This window comes from Chloroflexota bacterium, from assembly GCA_026713825.1.
Classification (GTDB): Bacteria; Chloroflexota; Dehalococcoidia; order Lucifugimonadales; family UBA1127; genus UBA1127.
On record JAPONS010000067.1, the window covers coordinates 20,545 to 39,440 of the forward strand.

The following is an 18,896-nucleotide window of genomic DNA, read 5'->3' on the forward strand; positions in this document are numbered from 1 at the left end:
ATTCCCGCCCCCTCCATTCATCCTTCGATTTCCCTCAGGACGAACGGAGGGGGCTACCCGCTGATGGTGCCCTTGGTGCTGGGGACCTGGTCTGATTGGCGCGGGTCTATGGCGATGGCCTGGCGGAGGGCGCGGGCGAGGGCTTTGAAGAGGGCTTCCGCTTTGTGGTGGGGGTTCTGGCCGGCGAGGACTGTGGCGTGGAGGTTGAAGCGGCCCTCCATGGCGATGGACTCGAGGGAGTGGCGGACGAGGTCCGCGGGGAGTGATTCGACCATCTCGGCGTCGATGGCGGTGTCTACGATGGCGTAGCTTCGGCCGCTGAGGTCGATGGCTACCTGCACGAGGGTCTCGTCGAAGGGGACCATGGAGTGGCCCATGCGCATGATGCCGCGGCCGTCGCCGAGGGCTTCGTGGAGGGCGCGGCCGACGGCGATGGAGACGTCCTCGACGGTGTGGTGCCAGCCGGTCTGGGCGGCGTCGCCGGAGGCCTCGATGGTGAGGTCCATTAGCGAGTGGCGGGAGAGCTGCGAGAGCAGGTGGTCGAAGAAGCCGTTGCCCGTGCTGACGCTGTACTGCCCCGTGCCGTCGAGGTTGAGCTCGACGCTCACATTCGTCTCGCGGGTCTCGCGCTTTACCGTGGCTGTTCGTGCGTCCATTGCGACACCTACTTCATGAGTTCTGTCAGGGCGTTGATGAGGGCGTCCGTTTCCTCGGGCTTGCCGGCGGAGATGCGCAGGCACTCCGTCAGCCGGTCCTCGTTGAAGCGCCGGACGAAGACGCCGCGCTTGGCGAGCTTCGCCTGGAGCTCGGGGGCGCGGCCGTCGGGGACCTCGCAGAGCAGGAAGTTGGCCTTCGACGGGTAGCAGTGGAGGCCGAGGGAGTCCTCGAGCAGCCCGCGCATGCGTTCCCGCTCCTCGACCAGCATGCGGACGCGCTGCAGGAGCACGTCGGTGTCCTGCAGGGAGGCGCCGAGGGCCACCTGCGCCGCCACGCTGACGTTGTACGGCTGCTTGATGCCCATGATGTGCTCGACCAGCCGTGGGTGCATGATGCCGTAGCCGAGGCGCACACCAGCGAGGCCGGCCCACTTGCTCATGCTGCGCAGGACGACGAGGTTCGGGTATTCGTCAACGAGGTGGGCCGACGTGAAGCCGCAGAACTCGTGGTAGGTCTCGTCGACGACGACCATCAGGCCGAGGTCAAGGAGCGCGAGGATGTCCGTCTCGGGCGACAGGGTGCCCGTCGGGTTGTTGGGGTTGCAGAGGAAGACGAGCTTGGCGCGGCCGTCGGCAGCGGCGGCGCGGACGGCGTCCATGTCGACGGCGAATGACGCATCGCGCGGAGCGTCCACCACCTCGACGCCCGCGAGCTTGAGCGTGACGGAGTACATGCCGAACGTCGGCGTCAGGTTGATAGCCGTGTCGCCGGGGTCCATGGTCAGGCGGACGACGAGGTCGATGAGCTCGTCGCAGCCGGCACCGGCGACGACGGACTCGGGCTCCACGCCCGCGTAGGCGGCGAGGGCGGCGCGGACCTCGCGCTGGAACGGGTCGGGGTAGATGTTGTAGCCGGAGAACGCGCCCAGGGCCTCCGCCACGCGCGGCGACGGGCCGTAAGGGTTCTCGCTGGCGTCCATCTTGACGATGCCGGCGGGGTCGATGCCCTCGCGCTTGGCGAGCTCCTCCGGCGGCTCGACGGCCTTGTACGGGTCGAGCGCGCGGACGAGGGGCCGCACGAGACGGTCAACGCTGTCGTTCATTATGCATTCCTTGGAGTTCTGTCGAGTCGCATACGGGCGGCGCGGGCGTGGCCCTCGAGGCCCTCAGCCTCGGCCAGCCGCGCGGCGTCCTCGCCGAGGGCGTGGAAGACCTCTTCCTCCAGGGCGATGACAGAGGTGACCTTGAGGAACTGGTGGACGCCGAGCGGGCTGTTGAAGCGCGCCGTGCCGCCCGTGGGCATGACGTGGCTGGGTCCGGCGATGTAGTCGCCGGCGACCTCCGGCGAGGCCTCGCCGAGGAAGACGCCGCCGGCGTTGCGGATGCCGCCGAGCAGCCTTCGCGGTTCCTCGACGAGGAGGCACATGTGCTCCGGGCCGTAGAGGTTGGCGAGGGAGACGGCCTGATCGAGGTCGTCAACGAGGACGGCGACGCCCTGGTTCGCGACGGCGGCGGAGGCGATCTCGCGCTTGGGGAGTGTGCGGAGCTGGCGATCGATCTCGGCGCGTACGCCGTCGAGGGTTGCGGCGTCGGTGGTGATGAAGACCGGTGAGGCGAGCTCGTCGTGCTCGGCCTGCGCCAGCAGGTCGGCGGCGCAGACGGCGGGGTCGACGGTGGCGTCGGCGATGACGAGGGTCTCGGTGGGGCCGAAGAGGCCGTCAACGGCGACCTCGCCGTAGACCATCTGCTTGGCGAGCGTCACGAAGATGTTGCCGGGGCCGCACACGATGTCCACTTTGGGCACCGACTCCGTCCCGTAGGCCATCGCGGCGATGGCCTGCGCGCCGCCTATCTGGAAGACGCGGTCGACGCCGGCGACGCAGGCGGCCGCGAGGACGGCCTGGTTGGGGCCGACGCCGTGGCGCGCGGGCGTCGCAAGGACGACTTCGTCCACGCCGGCGACGCGGGCGGGGACGGCGGTCATCAGCACCGTCGAAGGGTAGGCGGCCTGGCCACCGGGCGCGTAGACGCCTGCGCGGGCCATAGGCGTGAACTGCTCGCCGAGGCCGGTGGCGGCATCCATCCACGACTTGGGGAGACAGGCCTCGTGGAAGGCGCGAATGCGGCCGACGGCGGTGTGCATGGCGGCGCGCAGATCGGGAGCGGTGTCGTCGTAGGCTTGCCGGAGCGCGGAAGGGGGGACCTCAAGGGACTCCGGCGCGCCGCCGTCGAGGATCTCCGCGTAGCAGCGGACGGCTGCGTCGCCGCTGTCGCGGACGTCGTCGAGGACGCGCTGCACGGCCTGCCGGGGCGTGAGGCGCTCGCCGAAGCGGGCCTCGATGCCGTCGAGCATCTCGGGCGACGCGGCGTCCCAGACGCGCTGAGCACCGCGCTCGAGGGCCTTTCGCCCCGCCTCATATCCCTTAACTACGCGCATAGCTATGGTCTTGCCCCCATCCTGACCTTCCCTCCCAGGGGGGAAGGGAACATGCAATTTACGCTAGGACGCATCGCTCGCATCAACAGCGGCAGCCAGCCGCTCGTACGCCTCGCACTGGGCGAAGAACAGGTACGTGGGCTGCGAGATGGTGATGCCGTTGCCGCCGAAGCCCCGGAGGTGCTCGACGGCGTCCAGGGCCCGGGCCTTCTCGACGAGGATGGTCACGCTGTACAGGTCCTGGCCGTTGGGCTCAAAGACGGGCGCGACGGTGGGCCCCTCGAGGCCGGACAGGTCGCGCTGCTCGAGGATGAGGGCGGCGACGGCCTCGGCGGACGGGCCGCGGACGTTGGCGGCGACGCGGCAGAAGTCCTGCGCCCGCAGGTAGCCTTCGGCCCGCTCCAGCACCGCCTTGACCAGCGCCATCTTGCCGCCGGACTCGCGGAGGGCCCGCTTGTTTGCGATGAAGCAGGACTGCGAGGTGAGAATTGTGCCGTCCATGAGGGTCTTGAGGCGGTTCTCGCGGAGGGTCGTGCCGGTGGCGGTGATGTCGGCGATGAGGTCGGCCTGGCCGATGGCCGGGGCAACCTCCAGCGTGCCGCTCGACGGCACCAGCTTCAGGTAGTTGATGCCCTTGGAGAAGAGGAAGCGCTGCGTCATGCGCGGGTACTTGGTCGCGACCCGCAGCTCGCGACCACGCTCCCGGAACTCGAGGGCGATGTCCGCGAGGTCGGCAGTCGTCGTTACGTCAAGCCAGGTCTCGGGGACGGCAAGGGCGAGCTCGCAGCCGCCGAATCGGAGGTCTTCCATGACGACGGTGGCGTCGCCGTCCTCCTGCGTGGACTCCAGGACGCGGTCGAGGCCGGTGATGCCACAGTCGGCGGTGCCGTCCTCCACCTTGCTGGGGATGTCGGAGGCGCGCTGGAAGAGCGTGCTCACGCCAGGCACGCCGGAGAGCCGGCCGGTGTAGCCGCGGCTGCTGCTGCGCCGGTTGGGCATGCCGCAGGCGCGCAGGAAGTCCAGCGTCGGGTCGTAGAGCGCCCCGTCGCTGGGGATTGCGAGCCGCAGCTCCTCGCGGTCGGAGGCGCCGTTAGAGCCAGGTGCGTTCACTTGCCCCATCCTCATCCACTGCTACGATTGCGACGAAGCCCTGCCTGCGGGCGCTGTCCTCGTCGACCTCGCCGTTCAGGGCGACGGCCGCAGCCTCGCCGCCGAGGCGCAGCGACGCTGCGGTCCGCAGCGCGGCGGCCACGGCTGCCGGCGTGCGCGGGGCGACGAGCGCCCGCTTGCCGCCGCGGGAGTCGTCGGTGAGTGCGCCCGCTTCCGCGAGCTCGTCCAGGACGCTCTCGAGGCTGTACGCGAAACCGAGGGCGGGGACGTCGTCCGAGCCGCCCAGCGCCTTCACGAGGCCGTCGTACCGTCCACCGCTGCCGAGCCGGACGCCGTTCATCCTTCGATTTCCCTCAGGACGAACGGAGGCCGGGCCGCCCCACACCTCGAACAGCGGGCCGGTGTAGTAGGCGAGGCCCCCGGCGAGTCCGAGATCGACCGAGACCTCGACGTCCTCTGCGTCGTGGAGCGACAGGGCCGCGACGCAGGCATCCAGCGTGTCGAGCGGCGATGGGTCGAGGCCGTGCGAGGCCGCCAGCGACCGGGCGCGGTCGACGGTGTCTTGCGGGGCGCCGTTGAGCCGCGCGAGGGCACCCGTGAACTGCATGGCGCGCTCGAGTTGACCGGGGTCGTCGGACGCCTGCAGCTTGCGGGCGAGGCGCTCGAGGATCTCCGTTGCGCTGCGAGCGCCAAAGGTGGACGCTTCGGTGGCGTCGACTGCGGCGAGGTGCTGGCCGAGCGCGGCCATGCCCTGCCGTTCGCCCTGCACGAGCAGGCCGAGTTCCTCGGCACGGGCGCGGACGGCGTCGAGGTGTTCCTCGCCGTCGCGGAGCTGTCCGATGACGTTCAGGAGGTAGTGCGTCGCCCGCTCGGACAGCGAGAACTGCCGCAACAGGCCGAGCACCGCGCCGACGTCGCCGACCACGAGCCGCAGCGGGCGCAGCCCCAGCGACGTCAGGGCGCCGCAGGCCGTCGCCATCACCTCAGCCTCGGCGGCGGGACCGCCCGCGCCGATGAGCTCGGCTCCTACCTGCGTGTACTGGCGGCCCTGGCCGGTATCGCCAGCGGTGTAGCGGAAGACGGGGCCCGCGTACTGCCATCGCACGGGCAGCGGGAGCGAGCCGTTCTGCTGCAGGAAGAGGCGGATCACCTGCGACGTGAACTCGGGTCGAAGGCTCACCTGGTGGCCGCCGGGCTCGACGAAGCTGTACATCTGAGATGCGAGCTCGCCGCCGGACTTGCGGAGGAAGATGTCGGTGGGCTCGAGCACGGGGGTGTCGACGGTGCGGTAGCCGCACAGCGCGAGCGCCGCCTGCAGCTCGTTCTGCACACGCAGCTTCCGGCGATTCTCTTCCTCAAAGAGGTCGCGCATGCCCAAGAGGGGGTGCTTGCCCTGCGCCGCCACAATTCCTCCGCAATTGCTGCCCTGCCGTGCCTCTGATGGGGCACATACGACATCCATTGTAGCTTAGGAAGGGCATAGCCTCAAACGCGGGGGCGCGTGGAGGGAGGGGAGGGGGTCACAGAGCAGGGATGGATAAGATCGGGATTCCTCAAGTCGACGCTACTGGGAGGCTGGTGGAAGCACCGTCACCTCGCCCGCGTTCAGCGACACCGTCGTGCCGTCGTCACGGCGGAGGACGAGGTCTCCGTTGCGGGTGACGTCCTCTGCGACGCCTTCCGCGATGGTGGCGCCGTCGCCGCCCCATGCGACGCGTACGCGTTGGCCGAGGGTGTCCAGGGTCTTGCGCCATTGCTGCAAGAGGGCGGCATCGTCTGCTTCCGGCGCGTAGAGGGCATCGAGGGAACGGAGGAACGCTTGCAGGACGGGGAGGCGGTCGACGGGGAGGCCATGGGCTGCGGCGAGGCTGGTGGCCTCTGCGGGGGGCGGCAGCGACGGCGTGGGATCGTGGTTCACGTTGAGGCCGATTCCGAGGACAGTGTAGCCGGCCGGGTCCCCCACGGCGTGTGCCTCGATGAGCACCCCGGCGACTTTTTTGCCTTGGACACGGACGTCGTTGGGCCACTTGACCGTCGCGGCGAGGCCGGTTGTGGCGCGGATGGCCTCGACGAGGGCGACGCTGGCCGCCATGTTGAGGGTGCGCATCCGGTCGAGAGGGGGACGGAGCAGGATGGAGAGGGAGAGGTTCTGGCCGGGCTGCGAGAGCCATTCCCGGTTGAAGCGGCCCCGGCCCCGCGTTTGCTGCTCGGCGAGGACGACTGTGCCCTCGGGGGCGCCACCCTCGGCAGCGCGGCGGGCGGCGTCCATGGTGCTCGGGAGGGAGCGGTAGATGCGGACGCGGGCGCCGACGATGGCCGTCGCGAGGCCGCGCTTGACCTCGCGGGCGGTGAGGGTGTCGGGGGTCATCGCGCTTGCTCGAAGGGAGAAGGGGCCGGTGGGCCTGTAAGCCGAGTTCTGTACCCGTCCGCCATGAGTTTACGCCCCAAGGGGCTTCCTCCTTATGGCCAAACGGGCGGTGGCCATCCCTCTAGCCCCGCCGTTGCCGGCGGGGTCGTGCGGCCAACCCGGGGGCGAGCCGGGCGCTCTTGGCCCCCCTATTTGGCCTTGCTCCGGGTGGGGCTTGCCCGCCGCCGTGTCACCACGGTCGGCCGGGAGCTCTTACCTCCCGATTTCACCCTTACTCCGGCAAGCCGGAGCGGTATGTTTCTGTGGCGCTTTCCGTCGGGTTTCCCCGCCTGGGCGTTACCCAGCACCCTGCCCGTGAGGAGCTCGGACTTTCCTCTCCGACGAATCGGAGCGGCCACCCAGCCCACCGGCCCCATGACATTGTAGCAGGGGCAGAGTCAGGCGTCCGACTCACGCGAATAGCTCGTAGCTGAGGACAATGGCCGCCACCTGCGCGGCGAGGCCTCCCGCGAGGGCGACGACGCCGACCAGCAGCGGCCCTCGACGGGCGCCCTGGACCGCTTTCTGGATGGCGTGGGCAGAGCATCCGGCGATGACGATGGTGAGGAAGACATCGACGTTGGTGAAGGTCCCGGAGGCTAGGTCGGACAGCCCCAGCAGGTACGCCCAGATGGCCAACATGACCGCGAACCACATGCCGAGGACGCCGACGGCGGCCCACACACCGGCGAACATCCAGCGGGGGATGATCAGGAAGGCCAGCAGCGGCGGAATTATCTGAATGACGTGCCGCGCAAGGGTGTTGCTGATGATTCCCACTGCGATGAGGGCGACGGCCACAACGAGGAGGCAAACGGCCACCTGTTTGATCTCGAGCGATAGCTGCGGGTTCAATGCTGACCTCGGTATCGGGATCTGCGTGGAGACTCGGGGCTACCCCGGATAGAGGAAGCGGCCGCAGTTGGGGCACCGGACAGGGTCGTGGGTGGAGCGCATCAGCTGGATCTCGTGCGAGGGAACGGCGATGACGCAGCCGCCGCACATGCCTCGCTCGAGTCGAGCAACAGCCTGCCCCCTGCTCGCCTCCAGGCTGCGAAAACCTCTCAACTCAGCGGGGGTTAAGGCCGCCTCCGCCTCGTTCCGCGCCGCGGCGATGTCCTCGGCGTGCTGCTGCAGCCGACGCTGCTCATCCTGCAGAGACGGCAGGGAACCCCGCCATTGGGACTCGGCGTCCTGGTAGGCGGCCTCCAGTCCGGCGGCGCGAGTCTGCGCGGTCTCCACCTGCTCCATCTTGGCCAGAAGCTGCTCCTCCAGATTGCCCTGCCGCTCCTTGAAGTGGGCTATCTCCCGCTGGAGCGCAAGCAGGTCCTTGGAGGCGGCGGTGCTTCCGCTGTAGAGCCGTTGCTCCAAACCCTTCAGGTGTTCGGCAGTACCCTGCACCTCGCCGTCGAGCTTGGCCTGCTCGGCTTCAAGGGCGGCGAGGGCCCGCTGGGCGCGGACGGCGAGGGCGTGGGCGTGGAGCGCGTGTTCGTCCCGTTCTATCCGCGCAGCGATACCGGCAAGGCCGGTCTTACTCTCCTTGAGGGCCAGCTCCAATTCCTGGAGCCTGTAGAGGGCCTCTATGGTCGCCATAGGCGTCGCTCACAGAACAGAGTGGGTGTGGGAAATAGGGCAACATTCTAGAAACCGGCCATACTTGTGTCAACGAGCGGAAGGCGGGCGCGTGGGCACCGTTCAGGTCCCCGCGCAGCTGCGCCGTCGAGCAAATTCGCGCGCAGTGATACCCTCGCGACGCGGGCGTCCGTTACAAGGCTTACGGGGTTATGCATGCACGGACATTCCAGCCATACCGTCAGCTCATTGAACGGCGAGCCGGTACCTGGAGCGCCGGGCGTGTGGCCCTATACTGGTGCGTTTCATTTTGTGCGGGGGGTTGGTACCATAGAGGGCAACACAGCCATGGCGTTGAGACCGGAGTCGTTGGGCCTTGTGCCGGCACAGGAAAAGCGCCGTCCGTCTGATCCGACTTGAATCCAGCCTCCCGTTATACTGCGTTGAACCCACCCTGTCCCAGCAAGCGGAAAGGGAACTGTTATGAATAGGGTCTTAGCCGCAGTGTCCGTTCTTTTGCTGACTGCAGGACTCATCGCCTGCACGGATGAGGCTCCGGAGACGAAAACGGCGCCCGCGCCCACACCGCTGCCGACTGCGGCGCCCGCGACACCCGCCCCGGCGCCGACGGCCGAACCAGCGTCGCCAACGGCTACGCCTCGCCCGACGGTTGCCGCGCCAACGGCTGCACCGGCGGCGACAGTCGGGCCGCCGCCCACGCCGGCCCCGCCGCCAAAGCCCACGTTCACTGAGATATTGAATATGGTACGGCCGGCCATCGTGCAGGTGGAGTCCTCCGGCGGGTTGGGATCCGGCTTCATCTTCGACAAGCTGGGGTACGTCATGACCGCGGAGCACGTTGTGGGCGCCGACGCGTCGGTAGCCATCACGCATGCCAACGGCAGCATAGAGACCGGCCTGGTTGTTGGCCGGGACGAAGTCCGCGACCTCGCTGTCGTGAAGATCAGCGGCGGGCCGCATCTCACGGCGCTTCCGTTCGGGAGCCTTGAGGATTTGCAGAAGGGCGACCAAGTGGTTTCCACGGGGTTCACGCCCTTCAACGAGGCCACGACTTCAACCACAGGCATCGTATCGGAGATTCTTCTGCACGATGAACAGCAATACGCCTACCTGCAGACCGACGCCACGTTCCACCAGGGACAGAGCGGCGGCCCCGTCCTGACCGACGAAGGGTATGTCGTGGGGGTCATCAGCCGCGCGCCAGCGACCACGAGCCCGCTGGTGACGCTCGGCTGGGCCATCGGCATGGACGACCAGACCAAGGGCCTCATCCGCCGCCTGCAGGAGGGCGAGATCAACCTGGTGCCAATCAAGCCAGGGCCAGGCCACTCCTACCGCGACCCGGCGCCGCTGAACTACCCCGTCCGCGTGGTGAGCCGGTACTTCGACGGCAGCCCGCTGGCGCACGACATCACGGTGGTGCAGGTCCTGCGCGGTGAGCCGGCATGGGAAATCATCCAGCAGGCATACCGCTTTAACCTGCCGGCGTTCCCGGGCACGGAATACATGCTCGCGTGGGTGCGCATCGACTACACGCAGGGACCCGAGGGCCACACCGACTGGGTGAACCAGCTCGACTTCGGCCTGCTCTCCAGCGATGGGCATGATTACATCATTCCCTACAATACCCGGCCACCGCAGCCCTTCCTGAGCGCCCGGCTGTACCCAGGGGCCAGGGTGGAAGCGTGGACAATCTGGCAGGTGGACGTCAACGACCCCGCGCCGCTGCTGGTGTTCGGCCTGGACTCCTTCTACCGCGCCGGCAAGGGCTACTTCTCAACCGCCCCGGAGCCGGAAGAAGAGGCCGCTGGGGAGGCCGAGGGCACAGAGATTTCATAAGGATGCGGGGCGCTGCCGCATCCCAAGAGATAGCCGGGACAATAGAACACACATCGTGGTGAGCAGGCGGCGGCGTGCGTGACCGACGGGGCCGGTCCGCCTGCAAGGAGAAGCAGATGTTCAAGTCGACTTCGATGGGAACGCTGAGCCTTACTCTCGTGCTGATCGCGCTGGCGCTGGGCATCGGAGTCGGCATCGGGTACGTGGCATTCGAACCCCAGTCCACTGAGGCGGCGTCGACCCTCGACGCAAGCCAGGAACGGGTTGCGCGGCTGGAAGCGTCTATAGCCGAGAAGGACTCGCGGTACCAGGAACTCCTTGACCAGGTGGCCGACTTCAAGGAGGAGGTCGCGCTTACCACTGCGACCAACGAGAACCTCATGGATGAGATCAAGCGGCAGGGCGAGGCTCTCGCGGCCGCGGAGGCGGCGCAGCGGGGCCTGCAAGTCGATCTCACGTCGACACAGAGGCAGGTGAGGGCCCTGGAGACGCAAATAGGCGGCGAAGCGGCGTTGACCTCACAAATCTCCGGCTTTACGGAGGCACTCGTGCCGCTGGCGGACGACCGGTTGCTCCTGGTCGAACTGCGCAAGGACACACCGGACACGCTGGAAGAGGCGACGGAGTACTGGGAGACGGTGAAGGAGCTTGCGGTGGCCGCAGACCCCACGCTGGGAGCCAAGGTTGACCGCGTCATCCAGTTCCTGCCGACGTACTTCGAGTGGTTCGAGGGAGAATACACCGACACGTGCGAGTCGCTGCAGGCGTTTTTCGACACGGGCGCGGTGGAGTTCGGCACGCTCTCGGGCGACCTGCAGAGCGACGTCTTCCTGCTGCTCATCAACCGCATCGACGTTGCAACCGGCCTCGTCGAGAACTAGGGCAGACACCGGACCGGCGCGATAAACGAGGAGAGCGAAAGGGGAGCATGGCATGAAGCGGAGCATCAGGCTGGTCGTGGGGTTGCTGGCCCTCATCCTGCTGCTGACAGCGGCGCCGCACGCAGCCCTGGCCGAGGGGCCGGAGAACGACGCCAACGCGCAGGCCGACCCGGAAGAATTGAACCGTCGGGCGCCCCAGGTGGTGAGCCCATTCTTCAATGAAGTGGAGAACTACGTAAACGTTGCCCCCTTCACCTACCTGACGCCCTTCACAGACATCCTCTCCAGCTCCGTTGGCATCATGGCCCGGGGGATGGACCCGCGAGGCCCGCTGAACTACACCCACAAGGCCCGGAACAACTATGGGCCGCCCCCCGGCCTTGCTTGGGAGAACATCCCGGAAGTCTTCATGGCTCCGGCCGCACCGCCGACCGCCCCGGTCTCGCAGGGGGCGGGGCTGGTGCCGTTCCGGGACCCGGCACCGGCGTTCAGCCGCAACATCCTGATCCCGCGGGACTTCTCCAACTCGCCCATCCAAACTGAGCCGCACATCGCGGTGAACCCGAACGACCCGGACCACCTGGTCATGGGCGCAGTCGACTACAACTTCCCCAACATCAGCATCTATGTCTCCATCGACGGGGGCGTGACGTGGGAAGGCCCCTCGCAGCCGCCCTTCCTCGCCGAGGACATCGGCGCAGGCGGCGACCCGGTCGTCGCATTTGACCGGGACGGCAACGTCTACGTGATCTTCATCTCCATTGGGGTGGAGGAGTTCACGGTCGGGCCCGCCGCGGACGCGGCCACGGTGTCCAGCATCGGCATCACCAAGTCGGAGGACGGCGGCCGGACGTGGAGCGAGCCCATCTCCACCTACCGCAGCACCATCGACAAGAACCTGGCGCCGGGCCGCACCGGACGCCTTGAGGGTGACATCAGCCTTGGGTTCCTAGACAAGCCGTGGCTGGCCATCGGCCCCAGCGCGGACGATCCGGACAAGGACATCATCTACGTCACCTACACGCACTTCGAGTCCGTGTACCCCATCGTCTTCCCGTTCTCCGGCAACTTCCCGTTCTTCGGCGTCCCGGTGCTTGAGACCTCCATCCAGGTCGTGAGCTCCGAGGACGGAGGGAGGAGCTGGAGCCAACCCGTGGTGGTCAGCCCCGTCGTGCGCAGGGTCTTTGCCGCGGGCAGCGGCTCCGAGCCCGACGCCTCCGAAGAGGGCTCCTCTGATGAGGCGCTACAGGAGTTGCAGGACGCCCCCGGGGAGGCCACCGGCTCGCAGCGCGTGCTGCAGGGATCGCAACCGCAGGTCGCGCCCGACGGCACCGTCTACGTCACGTGGCTGGACTCCACAGACGACGACTCCCAGGAGGGCCTCGCCGAAAACTACATCGCCCGCTCGGATGACGACGGCAAGACATTCGGGAAGCCGATCCGCACAAGCGTGTTCAATGAAACCGGCTTCTCGCCGCGCAACGGCTTCTTCCGCTACTGGGGATCGTCGTTCCCGCAGATTGCGACGGGACCCGGGGACGAGGTGTACGTGGTGTACACCGGGCGGCCGCCGGACTCGAGCGTGGACGACGGCGACATCTACTTCACGCGCTCACTGGACCGCGGCGAGACGTGGACCCGCGCCAGGGCGCTGAACGGCGACGAGACGCACCACCTGCAGTTCTTCCCCAGCATCGCCACGTCGCCGAACGGCGACCTGCACGTGATGTGGGGCGACTTCCGCGACGACCGCGCGCAGACGCGCTATCACATCTACTACACAACCTCCACGGACCAGGGCAACACCTGGGGCTTTCGTGACGAGGAGCTGGACATCGACACGCCGGACACGCGCGTGACCGACTTCCACTCCAACGCCAACAAGGGCTTTCCGGGAGGCGTCTTCATCGGTGACTACTTCTCCATCGCCGCCTCTGACAAGGACGTGTACATGACGTGGGCGGACACGCGCCTGGGTGAGTTCGGCCCGACAAACCAGAAGATCGGCTTCACGCGCCGCGCGGCAATACAGTCGCCGGAGGTGTTCCTGAACCCGCCGGCGGGCCCGGGCGGACAGCCGGTCACGCTGCAGGGCTTCAACTTCCAGCCCGACATCAACGTGCTCATCCGTGTCGGGGGCGTGTCCGTCGCCTCGGAGCGCACCAACGATCTCGGCCGGTTCACGAGCCAGGTGTTCATCCCGATCTCGGGCGAGGGGGCCCACGCCATCGATGTGTTTGACGACTCCGGCAACTTTGCAACATCGTCCTTCTTCATGGAGTTCGGGTTTGACAACATCCAGGACACCCAGGAAGACCTGGTGGACCGGATGGGGGCACTGGAGGCGCAATTACAAGGGTTAGGCGCGCTCGCGGCCGCGGCCGTCCCGGCACCGCCGTCGGAGCCCGCGCCAGCGACCGCGCCGGAGGTCGTCATACCAGAGATCCCGGCGCCGATCATCGAGGACACGCAGGCGCCGTGGTGGCTGCTGATCGTCGCCGTGGCCGGCACCGCCGTCGTGGTGGGCGGACTGGCGTTCCTCGCCGCGCGAAAGACCTCGTCCTAGCCGGGAGTGGGTAGTAGACGCATCGTTTATGACAAGTAAAATGCGGGGACACGCACCGTCCGGCGGCGCGTCCTCACGAGAGTATTGATAGCATAAGAGGAGGAGGCCACATGCAGGCCCGTCGATTCCGGCTCATGCTCACCCTGAGCGCTGTCATGCTCCTGGTCACCGCCCTCGGCGTGGGGAGCGCGTACGCCGCCAGCCCCGAGCAGTCGCAGACGGGACCGGCGGTGGACACGGTCTATTTCAAGGCCTTCCATGTAGACCGCGCGCCCCTGGACCTGGAGCAGGGGAACATGGACCTCTACCTCTTCGGCCTCAAGACGGCGGCGGCCACCGAACTCCGGGGCCGCGACGACCTGCAGATCTTCGAGGCCCCGGCCACAACGCTATCCATCATCCTGAACCCGGCGGAGGCTCCCGAGGGGCAGCTCAACCCCTTCTCCATCCGCGACGTCCGCTGGGCCATGCAGCACCTGGTCAACCGGGAGTTCGTGGCGGGGGAGATCTACCGCGGCATGGCGGACCCCATGGTCACGCACGTCAGTCCGACCGACTTCGACCAGCTCACGGTCTTCGACCTGATCCGCGACCTGAACATTCGCTACGACCCTGAGTACGCGCGCGGCCTCATCAACGACGCCATGACGGACGCCGGGGCCGAGATGGCCGACGGCGTGTGGAACTACAACGGCAGGCCCATCCGCATCAAGTTCATCATCCGCATCGAGGACGAGCGCCGCGAGATAGGCGACCTGGTCCGCGCGGAGCTTCGCGAGGCGGGCTTCCAGGTGGACCCGGTGTACCAGAACTTCGCGCCCGCCATCCTGACGGTCTACTCGTCCAACCCGCAGACCTTTGAGTGGCACCTGTACACGGAGGGCTGGGGCCGCTCCGCCCCCAACCGGTACGACTACTCGTCGATCAACCAGTTCACGGCGCCGTGGACCGGCGGGATGCCCGGATGGCGAGAGGCCGGCTTCTGGCAGTACGAGAACGAGGAGCTCGACGAGATCGGCCAGCGCATCTTCACGGGTGAGTTCAGCAACGAGGGGGAGCGCAACGAGCTCTACGAGCGCGCCACCCGCATCGCCGTGGAGGACTCGGTGCGCATATGGGTCGCGACGGTGCAAAACAGCTTCGCGGCCAACAGCGCCCTCACCGGCGTCACGCAGGACCTGGTCGCCGGGCCGAAGGCGCCGTGGACGCTGCGCGAGGCCGAGGTGCCAGGTCAGAGCGAGCTGACCGTCGGGCACCTCTGGGTGTGGACGGAGCGGACGACGTGGAACCCCGTCGGCGGCTTCGGGGACGTCTACAGCACGGACATCTGGCGCAACTTGAACGACCCGCCCATCTGGAACCATCCCTTCTCCGGGGTGCCGCAGCCGGTGCGGGCCTCGTTCGAGGTGGAGACCGCGGGGCCGTCGGGCAAGCTGTCCGTGCCCTCGGACGCGGTCATGGTCGACCCGCCGACGGACACATGGAAGAACGTGCCCGCCGGGACGCAGGCGACCAGCAAGGTGACCCTCGACTACAGCAAGTACTTCTCGGCGGAGTGGCACCACGGCATCGACATCACGATGGCGGACGTCCTCTACTCCATCTACCAGGGCTTCGACATGGCCTACGACGAGGAGAAATCCAAGGTGGAGCGCGCGCTGGCCGTGACGGCGCGCCCTTTCCTGGAGACCTTCAAGGGCATCCGCGTGCTGGACGAGAACCGGCTGGAGGTCTACGTGGACTTCTGGCACTTCGAGGAGAACTACATCGCGTCCTACGCGAGCCCGTCCAGCGTGTCCATGCCGTGGGAAGTGCTGGCGGCCATGGACGACCTGGTCTTCAACCAGCGGCGCGCCGCCTACAGCGACACCGCCGCCGCCCGCTTCGACGTGCCGTGGATCAGCCTGGTGCAGGACCGCGACGCACGGCTCGTCCGCACGACGCTGCTCGACTTTCAGCGCAACGACACGGTTCCCGAGAGCGTGTTCACCGTCAATGGACGGTCGTACGTGACGGCGGGCGAGGCGCAGGACCGCTACCAGGCGGTGCTCGACTGGTTCAGCGAGCACAACCTGATGGTCATCAGCAACGGCCCGTTCATGCTCACCCGCTACGACCCGCCGGCGCAGTTCGCAGAGCTGACGGCCAACCGGCACCCGGACTACCCCTTCTCCAAGGGCGACTTCAGCTTCGGCGAGGCCGAGCTAGTGCGGCTGTCGGACACGCCATCTGCGCTGCAGATCGGCGCGGCCAACGCGTTGACGGTGCAGGTGGACGGCCCCGGCACCGTTGGGCTGCAGTACACGCTCTTCGACCCGGCGGAGAACAAGGTGCTGGCGATGGGGCAGGCGCAGTCCGGCGCGGGAGGCGCGTTCACCATCGCGCTTGACCAGGCTGTCGGCGACAACCTGCAGCCCGGCCTGTATCAGCTCTACCTCGGCGGGTACAGCGACGCCGTCTCCAGCATGACGCAGCGGCGCATCGACCTGGAGGCGTCGCTGGACGCCGTGGTGACGCCGAGCACCACGACGGCCACCACCATGGACACCGCGCAACCTGCGGCGACGACGGCCGCGGGGCAGCCCGAGGCGCAGACGCCAACGCAGCAGGACACCGGCGGCGGTTGCGGCCGCGGGGAGCAGGCGGAGTCGGTGTACGCGCTGGCGGGGCTCGCGCTGTTGGGGTTGGTGTTCCGGCGGCGGTTCTGGCGGTAGGGACCTCATTCAAGATGAACTCAGCAGGGGCGGCTCCTTTGGGACCGTCCCTTTCTTTGACCCGTACTCGCGCTTTGCCCCGTTGCCTTCGGTATACTGGTGCGAGCGGCACTGCGCCGCGCCGATACTGAACCTGACGGAGGAGCCCATTGGCCCTCGTCCGCACCCTTGGCATTCGCGCCGCAACGCTGCTGGGCGTGCTGCTCACTGTGCTTGTGCTGCTCGTGGTGACGCTGGGCTCCACCGGGTTCTCCGACCGCATCCTGACAGCCGTCATCAACGAGGAGATCCGCGCCCTCCGCACGGCGCAGGCGACGCAGGCCCGCGACACGGACGCGCTCGAGGAGGCGCTGGAGGTCAGGAGGCAGGAGCTCATCGTCTTCTACGACCTCGACAAGGCGTGGTGGGAGCGGATGCCGGCGACCGTCTTCCGCGTCATCACCCTGGACCTCGGCGAGGCGCGCACGCTGCGCAGCTCCGAGGGGAGCCGCCGCGTCTCCGACATCGTGCTGGAGCGGCTACCGAACACGGCCATCCTCCTGACGACGAGCCTCATCATCACGGCGGTCATCGGGCTTGCGGTGGGCGTCAAGATGGCGACACGCGTCGGCACGCGCCTCGACCGCGTCGTGTCCTTTGGGGCGGCGGTGTCATTCGCGCTGCCGGCGTGGTGGACGGGCATCCTGCTGATCCTGCTGCTCTCATTCCAGTTCAACATCCTGCCGAGCGGGGGCATGTTCAGCACGCCGCCTCCGGAGGGCGGCATAGCGCGCTTCTTCGACCTGCTGAAGCACGCCATCCTGCCCATCATCACCCTCGTGCTGGTGAGCGTCGGGCCGTACCTGTACGCCGTGCGGACGATGACGCTGAACGTGGCGCAGGAAGACCACGTGCTTGTCGCGCGCGCCAAGGGCCTCGCCGAGAGCGCGGTCATGCGGCAGCACATCCTGCGCGTTGCGGCGCCGCCCATCGTGACGGGGCTCATCCTGAGCCTCGTCGGCTCCCTTGGCGGCTCCATCCTCGTCGAGACGGTGTTCAACTGGAACGGCATGGGCCGCCTCTACTTCGAGGCGGTGGCGGGCACGCCGGACGAGGGCCTAATCGTCGCGCTCACCTTCATCTTCACGCTGATGTACGTGGTGGCGCGCTTCGTGCTGGAGGTGCTCTACCTCCTGCTTGACCCGAGGGTACGGTACAGCGGATGAACGCAACATTCAGCGGCGCGGTGAGGGTGCTCGTGGGGAGCGCTATCGGGAAGGCGGGGCTGGCCCTGCTGGGCTTCCTGGTGGCCGTGTCCGTATGGGTGCTTGCCACCTACCCCCTCGACTTTGGGACGCGGGAGTGGAGCAACCCCGCCGTGTGGGCCGACAACCCCAAGGCCGTGCCCCCGACGTGGACGAACATTTTCCCCGGGTCGGACAACGTCGCCCACGCGACGCTCGTCACCGCCGAGCCGGACGATGTGCGCACCGCCGGAAGCGTGACGGCGGAGACGTATCGGCTGCCCCTCGCGCACACCTTCGACGGCTTTCCGACGTTCATCTCCTTCTCGCTGGAGCCGGTCACGTTCTACGGGCGGCCGCCGCTCATCACGCTCGCGCTCGAGCGGCCCGACGGCGGCACGGTGCGGCTGCTGCAGCACGTGCCCTCCGGCTCACGCGACGGCGAGGACGGGCCGTTCGTGCGTTACGTAAACAACCCGTACCGCATTCTCCTGAGCACGGAGGAAACCTTCCGCTCGGCACTCGCCGACTACCACAACGAGCGCTACGGCACGGCGTTCGACGAGCGGGACCTGCGCGGCTTTGGCGACCACGCGGCCTTCGGCACGCCGACGGCGGGAGAGGATGTTGCCTTCGAGCCGTTGGAGGGTGAGTACACCTTTGTCGTCACCGCCACCTTCGCCGACGAGAACGACAGCATGGACGGCGCAAAGGTTGTGGTGGGCGGGGACGTGTTCGGCGGCATGGGGTCGGACTCGCAGGGGCGCGACCTGTTCGTGGGGCTGCTGTTCGGGTTCCCGGTGGCGCTCTTCATCGGACTGCTGGCGTCAACGCTCACGACGGGCATTGGGGCGTCGCTGGGCATCATGAGCGGCTACCTCGGCGGCTGGGTGGACACGGCCATCCAGCGGCTGGCGGACGTCGTCGCGAATGTGCCGCTGCTGCCCATCCTCATCTTCATGGTCATCGTGCTGGGGTCCAACCTCTTCCTCATCATCCTTGTGCTCGTTGCGTTCAGTTGGCCAGGGCTCACGATCCTCATTCGCAGCATGGTGCTGCAGCTCCGCTCGGGGCAGCTGGTGGAGGCGACGAAGGCGCTGGGGGCGTCGCAGCGGCGCGTGATGCTGCGGCACATCTTCCCGCAGACGGCGCCGTACGTCTTCGCGCAGATGATCTTCTTCACGCCGGCGGCAATCCTTGCGGAGGCGGGCCTCAGCTTCCTCGGCCTCGGCGACCCGTCGATTCCGACGTGGGGGCAGATACTGGAGCAGGGTTTCCGCACGGGGGCGGTGTACGTCGGCTACTGGTGGTGGGTGCTGCCGCCGGGGCTGCTCATCGTGCTGACGGCGATGGCCTTCGTGCTGCTGGCGCTGGCCATCGAGCCGGTGCTGAACCCGCGTCTCCGCACGATGCGATAGCGCGAAAACCCAGCCGTAACTTCCAAGAAAACGCCAGATAGTTGCCGTATAC

At 67.7% G+C, this 18,896-nt stretch carries 14 protein-coding genes and 1 other RNA gene; 6 read left to right on the plus strand and 9 right to left on the minus strand.

Features of this window, described 5'->3' with window-relative positions; genetic code table 11:
- Nucleotides 1-53 precede the first annotated feature (53 nt).
- The 9 genes from hisB to OXC99_08110 form a co-directional block, all read right to left on the minus strand.
- Entirely contained in the window at nucleotides 54-656 is a 603-nt protein-coding gene (gene hisB, locus OXC99_08070) for an imidazoleglycerol-phosphate dehydratase HisB (GenBank protein ID MCY4624939.1), read from the minus strand.
- Between the two features lie 8 nt (nucleotides 657-664).
- Nucleotides 665-1,759: a histidinol-phosphate transaminase gene (hisC, locus tag OXC99_08075; protein ID MCY4624940.1), complete on the minus strand. Its 1,095-nt coding sequence runs from the start codon at nucleotides 1,757-1,759 to the stop codon at nucleotides 665-667.
- Nucleotides 1,759-3,093: a histidinol dehydrogenase gene (hisD, locus tag OXC99_08080; protein MCY4624941.1), complete on the minus strand. Its 1,335-nt coding sequence runs from the start codon at nucleotides 3,091-3,093 to the stop codon at nucleotides 1,759-1,761. Before hisD ends, hisC begins: the two co-directional genes overlap by 1 nt.
- Before the next feature lie 63 nt (nucleotides 3,094-3,156).
- Complete coding sequence (gene hisG, locus OXC99_08085) at nucleotides 3,157-4,203, minus strand: ATP phosphoribosyltransferase (protein ID MCY4624942.1); 1,047 nt, start codon at nucleotides 4,201-4,203, stop codon at nucleotides 3,157-3,159.
- The gene (locus tag OXC99_08090; protein MCY4624943.1) at nucleotides 4,184-5,608 is read right to left on the minus strand and encodes an ATP phosphoribosyltransferase regulatory subunit; all 1,425 of its coding nucleotides are present in this window, start codon (nucleotides 5,606-5,608) and stop codon (nucleotides 4,184-4,186) included. Before OXC99_08090 ends, hisG begins: the two co-directional genes overlap by 20 nt.
- Nucleotides 5,609-5,767: 159 nt before the next feature.
- The gene (locus OXC99_08095; protein MCY4624944.1) at nucleotides 5,768-6,571 is read right to left on the minus strand and encodes a biotin--[acetyl-CoA-carboxylase] ligase; all 804 of its coding nucleotides are present in this window, start codon (nucleotides 6,569-6,571) and stop codon (nucleotides 5,768-5,770) included.
- Between the two features lie 21 nt (nucleotides 6,572-6,592).
- Nucleotides 6,593-6,981: RNase P RNA component class A (gene rnpB / locus OXC99_08100), an RNA gene on the minus strand.
- A gap of 40 nt (nucleotides 6,982-7,021) precedes the next feature.
- Entirely contained in the window at nucleotides 7,022-7,465 is a 444-nt protein-coding gene (locus tag OXC99_08105; GenBank protein ID MCY4624945.1) for a hypothetical protein, read from the minus strand.
- Between the two features lie 39 nt (nucleotides 7,466-7,504).
- Nucleotides 7,505-8,203: a C4-type zinc ribbon domain-containing protein gene (locus OXC99_08110; GenBank protein MCY4624946.1), complete on the minus strand. Its 699-nt coding sequence runs from the start codon at nucleotides 8,201-8,203 to the stop codon at nucleotides 7,505-7,507.
- A gap of 741 nt (nucleotides 8,204-8,944) precedes the next feature.
- On the opposite strand from OXC99_08110, the gene OXC99_08115 reads away from it, so the two are divergent.
- The 6 genes from OXC99_08115 (at nucleotide 8,945) to OXC99_08140 (ending at nucleotide 18,844) form a co-directional block, all read left to right on the plus strand.
- Nucleotides 8,945-10,042, plus strand: a complete 1,098-nt coding sequence (locus OXC99_08115; GenBank protein ID MCY4624947.1) for a S1C family serine protease — start codon at nucleotides 8,945-8,947, stop codon at nucleotides 10,040-10,042.
- Nucleotides 10,043-10,158: 116 nt separating this feature from the next.
- Complete coding sequence (locus OXC99_08120) at nucleotides 10,159-10,923, plus strand: hypothetical protein (GenBank protein MCY4624948.1); 765 nt, start codon at nucleotides 10,159-10,161, stop codon at nucleotides 10,921-10,923.
- A 52-nt stretch (nucleotides 10,924-10,975) separates the two neighbouring features.
- The gene (locus OXC99_08125; GenBank protein MCY4624949.1) at nucleotides 10,976-13,489 is read left to right on the plus strand and encodes a sialidase family protein; all 2,514 of its coding nucleotides are present in this window, start codon (nucleotides 10,976-10,978) and stop codon (nucleotides 13,487-13,489) included.
- Between the two features lie 110 nt (nucleotides 13,490-13,599).
- On the plus strand, nucleotides 13,600-16,203 hold the full coding sequence (locus OXC99_08130; GenBank protein MCY4624950.1) for an ABC transporter substrate-binding protein: 2,604 nt from the start codon (nucleotides 13,600-13,602) through the stop codon (nucleotides 16,201-16,203).
- A 149-nt stretch (nucleotides 16,204-16,352) separates the two neighbouring features.
- The gene (locus OXC99_08135; GenBank protein ID MCY4624951.1) at nucleotides 16,353-17,408 is read left to right on the plus strand and encodes an ABC transporter permease; all 1,056 of its coding nucleotides are present in this window, start codon (nucleotides 16,353-16,355) and stop codon (nucleotides 17,406-17,408) included.
- Entirely contained in the window at nucleotides 17,405-18,844 is a 1,440-nt protein-coding gene (locus OXC99_08140) for an ABC transporter permease (protein ID MCY4624952.1), read from the plus strand. Before OXC99_08135 ends, OXC99_08140 begins: the two co-directional genes overlap by 4 nt.
- Nucleotides 18,845-18,896 lie beyond the last annotated feature (52 nt).

Bases quoted from the DNA above. Each gene is read 5' to 3' on its own strand.
- hisB (MCY4624939.1), bottom strand. From the start codon at position 656: ATGGACGCACGAACAGCCACGGTAAAGCGCGAGACCCGCGAGACGAAT.
- hisC (MCY4624940.1), bottom strand. From the start codon at position 1,759: ATGAACGACAGCGTTGACCGTCTCGTGCGGCCCCTCGTCCGCGCGCTC.
- OXC99_08110 (MCY4624946.1), bottom strand. From the start codon at position 8,203: ATGGCGACCATAGAGGCCCTCTACAGGCTCCAGGAATTGGAGCTGGCC.
- OXC99_08140 (MCY4624952.1), top strand. From the start codon at position 17,405: ATGAACGCAACATTCAGCGGCGCGGTGAGGGTGCTCGTGGGGAGCGCT.
- OXC99_08120 (MCY4624948.1), top strand. From the start codon at position 10,159: ATGTTCAAGTCGACTTCGATGGGAACGCTGAGCCTTACTCTCGTGCTG.
- hisD (MCY4624941.1), bottom strand. From the start codon at position 3,093: ATGCGCGTAGTTAAGGGATATGAGGCGGGGCGAAAGGCCCTCGAGCGC.
- OXC99_08125 (MCY4624949.1), top strand. From the start codon at position 10,976: ATGAAGCGGAGCATCAGGCTGGTCGTGGGGTTGCTGGCCCTCATCCTG.
- OXC99_08115 (MCY4624947.1), top strand. From the start codon at position 8,945: ATGGTACGGCCGGCCATCGTGCAGGTGGAGTCCTCCGGCGGGTTGGGA.
- OXC99_08130 (MCY4624950.1), top strand. From the start codon at position 13,600: ATGCAGGCCCGTCGATTCCGGCTCATGCTCACCCTGAGCGCTGTCATG.
- OXC99_08095 (MCY4624944.1), bottom strand. From the start codon at position 6,571: ATGACCCCCGACACCCTCACCGCCCGCGAGGTCAAGCGCGGCCTCGCG.